At 73.9% G+C, this 9,960-nt stretch carries 7 protein-coding genes and 1 rRNA gene; 3 read left to right on the top strand and 5 right to left on the bottom strand.

The window, feature by feature from the left end:
- From rrf to ACFRCG_RS26755, 3 genes are all read left to right on the top strand, one after another.
- Nucleotides 1–94 (top strand): 5S ribosomal RNA (gene rrf / locus ACFRCG_RS26765); the annotation flags it as partial.
- A 2,186-nt stretch (nucleotides 95–2,280) separates the two neighbouring features.
- Nucleotides 2,281–3,240 carry a sensor histidine kinase gene (locus tag ACFRCG_RS26760; protein ID WP_380035928.1) on the top strand — a complete coding sequence of 320 codons (960 nt, stop codon included), beginning with the start codon at nucleotides 2,281–2,283 and terminating at the stop codon, nucleotides 3,238–3,240.
- The gene (locus ACFRCG_RS26755) at nucleotides 3,237–3,935 is read left to right on the top strand and encodes a response regulator (RefSeq protein ID WP_380035925.1); all 699 of its coding nucleotides are present in this window, start codon (nucleotides 3,237–3,239) and stop codon (nucleotides 3,933–3,935) included. Before ACFRCG_RS26760 ends, ACFRCG_RS26755 begins: the two co-directional genes overlap by 4 nt.
- Nucleotides 3,936–3,962: 27 nt before the next feature.
- Here ACFRCG_RS26755 and ACFRCG_RS26750 read toward each other — a convergent pair whose 3' ends face one another.
- Genes ACFRCG_RS26750 through ACFRCG_RS26730 form a run of 5 tightly spaced genes read right to left on the bottom strand, consistent with a single transcriptional unit; the run spans nucleotide 3,963 to nucleotide 9,674 of the window.
- The gene (locus ACFRCG_RS26750) at nucleotides 3,963–5,258 is read right to left on the bottom strand and encodes a DUF58 domain-containing protein (RefSeq protein ID WP_380035922.1); all 1,296 of its coding nucleotides are present in this window, start codon (nucleotides 5,256–5,258) and stop codon (nucleotides 3,963–3,965) included.
- A gap of 6 nt (nucleotides 5,259–5,264) precedes the next feature.
- A complete protein-coding gene (locus ACFRCG_RS26745) occupies nucleotides 5,265–6,233 on the bottom strand; it encodes an AAA family ATPase (protein ID WP_380035919.1) in 969 nt (322 codons plus the stop codon).
- Nucleotides 6,230–7,489 carry a DUF4350 domain-containing protein gene (locus ACFRCG_RS26740; RefSeq protein WP_380035917.1) on the bottom strand — a complete coding sequence of 420 codons (1,260 nt, stop codon included), beginning with the start codon at nucleotides 7,487–7,489 and terminating at the stop codon, nucleotides 6,230–6,232. Before ACFRCG_RS26740 ends, ACFRCG_RS26745 begins: the two co-directional genes overlap by 4 nt.
- A complete protein-coding gene (locus ACFRCG_RS26735; RefSeq protein WP_380035914.1) occupies nucleotides 7,486–8,157 on the bottom strand; it encodes a DUF4129 domain-containing protein in 672 nt (223 codons plus the stop codon). The genes ACFRCG_RS26740 and ACFRCG_RS26735 overlap by 4 nt, the downstream gene beginning before the upstream one ends.
- On the bottom strand, nucleotides 8,154–9,674 hold the full coding sequence (locus ACFRCG_RS26730; RefSeq protein WP_380035911.1) for a hypothetical protein: 1,521 nt from the start codon (nucleotides 9,672–9,674) through the stop codon (nucleotides 8,154–8,156). The genes ACFRCG_RS26735 and ACFRCG_RS26730 overlap by 4 nt, the downstream gene beginning before the upstream one ends.
- Nucleotides 9,675–9,960 lie beyond the last annotated feature (286 nt).

The raw sequence follows: 9,960 nt of genomic DNA, 5'->3' as shown, positions 1-9,960 counted from the left end.
AACGCCCGGTCTCATTCCGAACCCGGAAGCTAAGCTCTCCAGCGCCGATGGTACTGCACTCGAAGGGGTGTGGGAGAGTAGGACGCCGCCGGAATTTACGTGTGAAAGGCCCGTCCCGAAAGGGACGGGCCTTTTGCGTTTCCCGTTCCGATCGCGATCCTCGGCACGCGTGCGGGTGCCGGTTCGGGCCGGCGGGTGCGAGGGTGGTCCGGGTCGTGGGGGTGGGCCGGCGGCGGCGTGTGGGCGTCGGGGTGGGGCTTTCGTCGGGGCGGGTGCCCGGGTCGGGGGAAAAGCGACCTGCGGCGGGTGGCCGGGGAGGGGGCCGGGTTGGGTTCCGCCGGGCTTGCGTTCCCGAGTGGGTCGGGTCCTCTTCGGCGTGCGTCGCGCTCGGGGTGCGGGTGACCGGTGCGGCGTCGACCGAAGTCGGCGGTGGGCCGCCGGCGTGCGGGGCTCCAGGACCCGGGGCTCCCGACGAGACGCGTGTGTTGCTCACCGAAAAACCGGCCGGCAGCAGGGGCGGGTGGGGCCCGGGTCGAGTCCGCCGGGGAGGCTTCCCCAGTGGGTCGGGCAGGGCAATTTCGAGGTGCGGTGGATGCCTGTGGGCGGCGGGAGTTCACGAAGCCGGATGGCGTGGGGGGTCGTGGCCTCGGTGGGAGAGAAAACCGCAGGTCAGCGCGGAGCGGGAGCGTTTGGGGTGTCTCGGGATCCGGTTTCGGCTCTCGCTGGGCACTTTCGGTCCCCACGGCGGCATCGAGAGGCCGGAGCGCACGAAACCGGCACCCGACACCCGACTTTCCGCCCCGGCAACGCAAAACCCCAGGTCACCGAAGCTCGAAGCCCACAACCACCCGCCGGGAACCGGTTCCGAACCCCAACCCCGCTCCAACACCCCCGAAACCCCGGCCCACTCGGCAAAGCGCCCCAACAACCGAAGCACAAGCCCCGCCGAAGAGGACCCGACCCACCCGGGAACGCAAGCCCGGCGGAACCCAACCCGACCCCCTCCCCGGCCACCCGCCGCAGGTCGCTTTTCCCCCGACCCGGGCACCCGCCCCGACGAAAGCCCCACCCCACAGCCCCACCCCACGGCCCGGACCAACCGACCCGCAACCACAGGCGCAACGCGTCCCGAAAAGGCCTCGCCGGGGATTGGCTAGTTGGGGGTCTGGGGGAGCGGCGGCGGAAGTAGGCGATTGCGGTGATGGTCAGGGCCGGGCCCCACAGGAGCAATGGGGCGTAGGCGAGGGTCATGACCCAGTACGCGGTGCCGCTGGGGGAGTCGGGGGCGCCCATGTTTTCTGCGCTGTTCCACGTGAACATGCCGATGACGCCGACGGTGCACAGCACTGCCGCGCCCACCAGGGCCGGGATCGTGGCGGCCCAGCGGTTGACTGTGCGGCCGCCCAGGAATGGGATCCATCGTGGGACGACCTCGCCCCATTGTCGGACCAGGCCGAGGGCGAGCAGCGCGACCAGTTCGGCCAGGATGCTCAGGCCGAGGAGGTAGAACGAGTAGCGGCTCGGGAAGTTGCTCTCGTGCAGGAGGTCGTCCTTGCCGAAGCCGAGCGGGATGCCGGCCGCCCCCGCGATGCGCCAGAGGCCCGAGGGCACCGTGCTGAGCACTGCCACGTGTGCGGCCCAGACGGCGACGCGGGAGGGGGCCGGGGAGCCTGTGGGCGCCGTCGCGCGAACCTGCTTCGTGGCCGGCGGTACCGAGGTCGTGGTGATCGTGACGCTGTCGAGCATGGTCATTCCCTTCAGCGGTTGTTGTTTCGGCTCGATCAGCTTGTTGGGTGGGTGGTTGGACGGGCCATCTGCCGATGGGCGGATCCGTTGGGGGCACGGTTGTTCGGATCTGCCGATCGGCAGAGGTGGGTGGGTGTGGGGCGTGTCTAGGCTCGGGTGGACGGACGACGGCCTACGAGGGTGAGGAAGCGGGGGAGCGGGGGTGCGCGGGTGATGGGGAGGGTGCGTGGGGCCTCGGTGGTGGCCGGCGTTGCCGGTGTCGGTGGGGTCGGGGTCGGGGTCGGGGTCGGGGTGGGGCTTGGGCAGAGTGTTTTTGCCGTGGTGCCGAGCGTTGTGGCGTTTGCCGTGTTGGTGTGGGTGGTTTGTGGGTGGGGCCGGGTGGCCGGGCGGGCGGTGGTGCTTGCCGCGGGTGGGGTAGGTGGGTTGTGTTTGGTGGGTCTTGTGGGGCAGGTGTGGTCGGCGGCTGAGGAGGCCGGGGTTTGGGGGCTTGGCCGGGTCGCGGTGTTGCTCGTGTTGGTGGGTGTTTGTGCGCGTATGGAGGTCGGGCGGGCGGGTGTGGTGGCCGTCGTGATGCTCGGGGCGGCCGTCGCGTTGTGGTCGGTGCCCCTGGTGGAGTGGCGGGGCGGTCTGTTCGAGGTGTTCGGAGCGGTGGTGTTCTGGTGCCTGCCCGTGGGGGTCGCGGTCGTGGTGGGTGGCTATCCGCGGGTGGTGGAGCGGCGGCGGGTGGACGCGGTCGCGGTTGCCCGGCGGGAGCAACAGCTCGACATCGCGCGGGATTTGCACGACTACGTGGCGCATGACGTGAGTGGCATCGTCGCGCAGGCCCAGGCCGCCCGGTTCGTCGGTGCCGTCGATCCCGGGCAGGCGCTGATCGCCCTGGAGCGCATCGAGCGGGCGGGGCTGGCGGCGTTGGCGTCGATGGATCGGATGGTCGCCACGCTGCACGTCGGCGATCCCGTGCGGGCCGCATCCCGAGAGGCGCTGCCCGGGATCGACCGACTCCCGGAGCTGGTCGCCGGCTTCACCACCCCCGGCGGCACCGGTGCGATCCTGACCGTCGCCCCCGACCTGGTGGCCGCCGACGACTCGCCGGCGCGGGTGTCCCGGGAGGCGTCGGCGACGGTGTACCGCGTCGTCGTCGAGGCGCTGACCAATGTGCGCCGGCATGCGCCCAGTGCCGCCGGCGTCGAGGTCGTGGTGACCTCGACGACCCGCCTCGGCCGACCGGCCGTGGACGTGCTCGTGGTGAACCGTCCTGCCCCGCGCGGCGGTTCGGGGCGTCGTGTCGATGCGCCCGGCCGCGGTGGTGGGGGTGGTGGGCGCGGTCTTGTGGGGCTGCGCGCGCGGGTGCGTGAGGCGGGTGGCGAACTCGATGCCGGGCCGTATGGGGAGGACGGACACGGAGGGTGGCGGGTCCACGCGGTGCTTTTGGCCCATCCCTCGATACACCTCTCGGCCGCACCCGGCACACCCCATGAAGCGAGGATCGGTTGACCACGCGCATTCTGATCGCGGACGACCAGGACGACATCCGCAGCGGATTCCGGCTCGTGCTGGACTCGCAGCCGGACATGGTCGTGGTCGGGGAGGCGGCCGACGGTGTCGAGGCCGTCGAGGCCGCCGCACGGTTGCGGCCCGATGTCGTGCTGGCCGACATCCGCATGCCCCGGCTCGACGGGCTCGAACTGACCCGTCGGCTGGCCGGGCCCGATGTTGCCGCGCCCACGCGGGTGATCGTGGTGACGACGTTCGAGATCGACGAGTACGTACACACCGCGCTGCGGAACGGGGCCTGTGGGTTCCTGCTCAAGCGGTCCGGGCCTGCGTTGTTGATCGAGGCGGTGCGGGCGGCGATGGCGGGGGACACGTTGATCAGTCCGCAGGTCACCGTGCGGTTGTTGGATCACCTGTCGTCGAGTGCGGCTGCGGCTGCGGGGGCGCGGCCTGCCGATACCGGTCCCGCCGGTGATTGCGGCGCTGCCCATGACCCGCTCACCGCTCGGGAGCATGAGATCGTGCGGCTGGTCGCCCAGGGGTGTACCAACGCCGAGGTCGGTGCCGAGCTTTTCATCTCCGCCGGTACCGCCAAGACGCATGTGGCGAACATCCAGGCCAAGTTGGGTGTGCGCAACCGGGTCGGTATCGCCGCCTGGGCGTGGGCGAACGGACACGTCGCTCCGGGTGGGTAGCGGTGGCGGCCCTCCCGGCTCCGGGCCTTACAACCGGCCCGCCAGTTTCAGCGCCAGGTACATGTCCGTGACCGCCGAAGCCAGTTCGCCCGGCGGGGCGTCCACCACCGTGACGTTTCGGCGGCGGAGTTCGGCGGCCGTGGTGCGGCGTTCGGCCAACTCCTTTTCGGCGGCGGCGGCTTCGTAGACGGCGGTCGCGTCGCCTCGGTGGGCGGCCATGCGAGTGATCGCCGGGTCGGCGACCGCGGCCACGATCACCTCGTGTCGGGCGGCCAGTTGCGGGAGTACCGGCAGCAGGCCCTCCTGGACCGCCTCGCGTTCCAGGCCGGTCAGCAGCACGATCAGCGACCGGCGCGGCGAGCGGCGGAGGATTTCCGCGGCCAGGCCGCGGGCGTCGGGTTCGACCAACTCCGGTTCCAGCGTGGCCATCGCCTGGACGAAGGCGGGGAGTATCCCGTTGCGCGGTGCGCGGCGGACCTCGGCGCGGACCCGGCGGTCGTAGGCGAGCAGGTCGACCCGGTCGCCCGCGTGGTTGGCCACCGCCGTCAGCAGCAGGGTCGCGTCCATCGCGGCGTCCAGGCGCGGGATGTCGCCGATCCGGCCCGCGGAGGTGCGGCCGGTGTCCAGGACGACCAGGATGTGCCGGTCGCGTTCCGGGCGCCATGTGCGCACCACGACGCCCTGGTTGCGGGCGGAGGCGCGCCAGTCGATCGACTTCGCGTCGTCGCCGGGCACGTACTCGCGGAGCGTGTCGAATTCGGTGCCGGCGCCCCGGGTGAGCAGCGCCGAGCGGCCGTCGAGTTCGCGCAGGCGTTCCAGCTTGGAGGGGAGCAGGCGGCGGCTGGGGAAACCGGGCAGGACGCGCAGGCGCCACGGCACCAGGTGCGAGCCCTGCCGGGCGGCCAGGCCGAGCGGGCCGACGGAGCGCACGGTGACCCGGTGGGCGTGCCGGTCGCCGCGGCGGGTCGGGGTCATCGTGGTGGTGATCCGGCGGCGTTCGCCGGCGGGTACGGCCAGGTCGTGGCGCTGCGTGGTGGTGCCGGTGCTCGGCGGCCAGGCGTCGCGCAGTCGGCCGCGCAGCGCCCGGGTGCCGGGGTTGGTCACGGTCAGCGTCACCTCGGCGGGTTCGCCGAGGCGGACCGCGGTGTCGCCGGCGCGGGTGAAGGTCAGGTCGCGGACGCCGGCGGCGAGCAGCAGGTCGGTGAGTACGCCGAGCAGGAGCAGGCCCTCGACCACGGCCAGGCCGAGCAGCGAGGGCAGCAGCAGGCCGATCACCAATACGCCGATTGCCGCGGCCAGTACGGCGCGTCCGGTCAGGGCCATCGGCGGTTAACGCGGGACCGGGGTGTGGGCCAGTACGGAGTCGATCACCACGTCGGGGGTCACGCCCTCCATCTCGGCCTCGGCGCGCAGCCGTACCCGGTGTCGCAGCGCCGGGCGGGCCAGCGCCTTGACGTCGTCGGGGGTGACGTAGTCCCGGCCGGCGAGCCAGGCCCACGCGCGGGCGGCGGCCAGCAGCGCGGTGGCGCCGCGCGGGGAGACGCCCATGGCCAGCGATGGGGAGGTGCGGGTGGCCCGGCAGACGTCGACGACGTAGGCCAGCACCTCCGGCTCGACGCGCAGCTCGGCGACCGCCCGGCGGCCCGCGGCCAGATCGTCGGCGCCCGCCACCGAACGGACACCCGCGGCGGCGAGGTCGCGCGGGTCGAAGCCCTCCGCGTGTCGGCGCAACACGGTGATCTCGTCGTCTCGTTCGGGCAGCGGCAGGGTGAGCTTGAGCAGGAACCGGTCCAACTGGGCCTCGGGCAGCGGGTAGGTGCCCTCGTACTCGATCGGGTTCTGCGTCGCGGCGACCAGGAACGGGTCGGGCAGCGGGCGTGTGGTGCCGTCGACCGAGACCTGCCGCTCCTCCATCGCCTCCAGGAGCGCGGCCTGGGTCTTGGGCGGGGTGCGGTTGATCTCGTCGGCGAGCAGCAGATTGGTGAACACCGGGCCCTCGCGAAACGAGAACGCGGCGGTGCGCGCGTCGTAGACCATCGAGCCGGTGACGTCGCCCGGCATCAGGTCCGGGGTGAACTGCACGCGGGTGGTGGTCAGTTCGAGGCTGCGGGCGAGGGCACGCACCATCAGCGTCTTGGCCGTGCCGGGTACGCCCTCCAGGAGCACGTGGCCGCGGCACAGCAGGGCGATCACCAGGCCGGTGACGGCGGCGTCCTGGCCGACCACGGCCTTGCCGATCTCGCCGCGCAGGGCTTCGAGGGCGTCGCGCGCCCCGCGGGTCTGCTCGGGTGCGCTCACGTCGTGCGTACCTGCCTTATCAGCGCGTCGAGGTCGGCGGACAGGGTGACGAGGGCCTCGTCGCTCTCCGGGATCGCACCGTACAACAGGGCGTGCACGTGTGCGGACGTGTGGTCGGTGCGGGAGGTGATCGCCGCGATCAGCGCGGCCTCGCCGGTGTCGGCGCCGAGCAGGCGCGCGAGGCGTTCGCGGGCGGCGGCGCGCAGCAGTTCGGCCGCGGTGTCCCGGGCCCGGCCGCGGCGGTAGAGCCGGGCGCGGCCCTCGACGGTCTCGGCGGCGCGGACCACGACCGGCAGCGGCTCGGCCACGACCGGGCCGAGCCGGCGGGCCCGCCACAGCGCGAGCAGGACGGCGGCGACGGCCAGTTGGGCCGCGCCCCAGCGCCAGCCGGCGGGGAGCAGGTCCCACAACGAGTCGTCGGCGGGCGGGAGTTCGCCGCTGCCGGGCAGGTACCAGACCAGGCGCGGGTGGGCGCCGAGCAGGTTCAGGGCCAGCGCGGCGTTGCCGTGCGCGTCCAGGCGGTCGTTGGTGAGCAGGCCGCCGGAGCCGAGCACGACCGTGTCCCGGCCGGGGCCGGCCGGGGCGAGCACCAGGGTGGGCAGCCCCGCGTACGGGTAGCAGCCGGTGGCGGCGGGGAACGGGCCGATGTCGAAGCGCCCGCCGCCGACGTCGGCGCTGCCCGCGCGTTGTGCCGCCGGGAGCCGGCAGTCCGGATCCAGCTTGCGGCCGGAGGTGTCGCGGGCGGTGCGTACGCCGGGGGCCAGCGCGTTGAGCGCGGCCTCGTCGGGGCGGATCAGCACGGTGCGAGCGGGCGCGGCGGCGGCGAGGCGGGCCAAATGCGCGTCGGTGAGCAGGTCGGGGTAGGCCACCACGAGCGTGGTGTCGGGGCGGATCGCGCGCTCCGCCGCGTCGGCCGAGCGGACCAGTTGCATCTCGACGCCTCGGGCACGCAGCAGTTGGGCCACCGCCTTGCTGCCGGCCTTGCCGGTCGAGCGCGGGTCCAGGCGGCCCTCGTGGCGGTCGCCCTGGACCAGCACGAGGGCGGAGACGACGATCACCACGAGGGCGACCAGCGCGAGCGGGACGCGCAGGCGGTGCCAGGTCTGCTCGGCGGTGCGGCCGAGGGGGATGGGCGGGGGCAGGGTGGGGCCGGATGCGGTCGTGCCCGGGGTGCCGGCCTTGCCCGGGCCCTCCGGCGCGGGCAAGGCCGGTGCCGCGGGGCTCGACGCGCCGGGGCCCGCCGGGTCGGCGCTCATCCGGGGATCCGTTCGGCGGCGCGCGGGCGGGCCGCGGCGCAGCGGGTGTCGAGGTCGCGCAACCGGTCGTCCAGGGCCCGGTCGGCACTCCGGCCGCCGTAGTGCACGTCGTCGAAGATCGCCGCCGCGGCGCGCAGGTCCGCGGCGACCTCGGGCAGCACCCGGCCGCCCTCGACGGCGGCCTCGTCGGCGGTGCGGCCCACGCGTACGTCCAGCACGGCGCGTTCCTCCAGATCCCGCACGATCGCGCGGAAACGTTCTCGGACCGCCTCGTCCCAGCGGCCGGCCGCGGCGTGTGCGTCGGCCGCGGCGCGGTGCCGGGCGGCCGGCATCGGGCCCTGCTCGCCGTACAGCGGCAACTCGGCGCGCCGCGCCGTGCGCAGGGGCCCGAGCCGCAGCCGCAGCAGGACGAGCGCGCCGATCAGCACGAGCACGATCACCGCGAGGCCGGTGAAGCCGCCCGGGGTGTTGTCGCCCGCCCGGGAGACCAGGTCGCCGAGGCGGTCGAAGAGCCAGTCCAGGATCCGGCGCACCGGATTGGGGTCGTCGCGGTGGTACTCGACCCGGGACAGCTCGTCCCGGGCGGCATCCCGCGCGTCGTCGCGCGGGATGTCCACCGGTTCCCAGTCCCCGGGCAGGAGCGGGAGCGCGAGCGCGGGTCGGCTCACGCGGGCGTGGATCCCGCGGCCGACCCGGTGCCGGTCTCCCCGTCCAGGACGCCGGCCGCGCGGGCGAGTTCGAGGTCGAGCGCCTCGCGGCGGATGCGCTGGTCGATGTACAGCAGCGCGGTCGCGCCGGCGGCGAACGGGTACAGCAGCGCGGAGGCGATCACCGCGCCGATGCCGGTGATCAGCAGGTCGACGAACGTGGGGTCGGGGATGTCGGACGCCTTCGAGGCGGTGATCGCCGTGAAGCCGTCGGACACGAGCAGGAACGGCATCTGGATGATGCCGCCGACGATCGCCATGATCAGCCAGATCAGCAGCAGGATGCCGCACACGCGCCACCACGAGCCGGTGACGAGCTTGCGCGAGCGCTCCAGGGCCTTGCGGACCGTCTGCTTCTCCAGCATCAGGACGGGGCCGGCGAGGGTCAGGCAGACGTACAGGTAGATCGCCGCGACCACGCCGCCGATCAGGCCGGGAAGCAGCAGCAGCGCGCCGAGCCCGTCGGCGCCGACGGCCAGCAGGGCAAGACCCGGCAGAATCGCCACGAGCATCGTGCCGACCGGGACCAGCCAGGTCGCGAAGGTGACCCCGAGCAGGCGCGGCAGCAGCGGGCGGACCGCCTTCCAGGCCTGCGCCGCCGACATGGACTTGGCGATCACCGCGCGGCTGACCACGACGGTGAGCATCCCGGTGGCGGCGATCTGGCCGAGGGTGGAGACCACGATCGGCACGATCAGTACGGCGGAGGTGTCGCGCAGGTAGCGCCACAACTCCTCCCCGGTGGGGTCGTCGGAGAGGTCGTCGGGGGAGAACTCGCGGTTGAGCAGCCAGGTGGCCGGCACCTCGAGGCACTGGGTGAGCAGGGCGATCACGACGGCGATGCCGATCATGACCTTCCAGTGGGTGCGCATCGCGGCGAACGCGCCGTCCAGGATCTCGCCGACGCTCAGCGGGCGCAGCGGGATCACGCCGGGTTTGGCGGCCTGGACGTAGGGGCCGTTCCAGCCGGGGGGCGCGCCCCAGAGGGGCTGGGTGCCGCCCCAGCGCGGGTCGGATGCGCCGCCGGGGGGCGGGCCCTGGTGCGGGGGTCCCCAACCGGCGGCGGGGGGTTGGACCGGCGCCCAGCCCGGTGCGGGGGCCTGCGGCGCGGGTCGGTCGGATTCCGGGCCGGCGGGCTTGTCGAGCGAGGTCGGCCGGTCCGGGGCGACCGGTCCGTTCGAGGCGGCGTGGTCGTCCGCGGCCTCCGAGCGGTCCGAGGTGGCGGGACCGTTCGCCTCGACCGGCCCGTCCGAGGACGCGGCCTCGCCCGAGGGGTTCGGCTCGGGGGCGACCGGCCCGTCCGCTGCCGTCGTGTCGGCCGGGGACGAGGCCGGCGCGGCCGGGGCCGGCTCGGCGGCCGGCGCCGCCGCGGGCTCGGGCTCGGGCGCGGATCGGTCGGGTGACGTGGCGTCGTCCGCCGGGCGTGCTGCGTCCGGCCCCGGGGCGTCCGGGGTGGGCCGGCCGGGCGAGTCCGTCATGTCGATTGCGCTCCTCGTCCTGATGGGTGGTGACTCATCGTGGCATGCCCGTGTGGCCCCTTGGTGAACGGGCGGCCGGCGGATCCGAACGACGGGCCGGGCGGGCCGGCCGGGTGGACGACGACGGGCGCCCGGTCGCACGTTCCGGATGCCGCCCGGCGCCGGCCGCGAGGGTCGTGTCGATGGCCCGAAACGTCCGTTGCGTGCCCGGCCGGGACGGCGTACCTTCCGGCATTCGTGGTGACTCCGCACTCCCTGTGCGTGTAAATCGTCAGGGAAAAGTACG

The sequence above is a fragment of the Embleya sp. NPDC056575 genome, from assembly GCF_042793325.1.
In the GTDB taxonomy this organism is placed as follows: domain Bacteria; phylum Actinomycetota; class Actinomycetes; order Streptomycetales; family Streptomycetaceae; genus Embleya.
The sequence above is the reverse complement of the archived record's forward strand: the minus strand, read 5'-3'. Positions and strand labels throughout refer to the sequence as shown.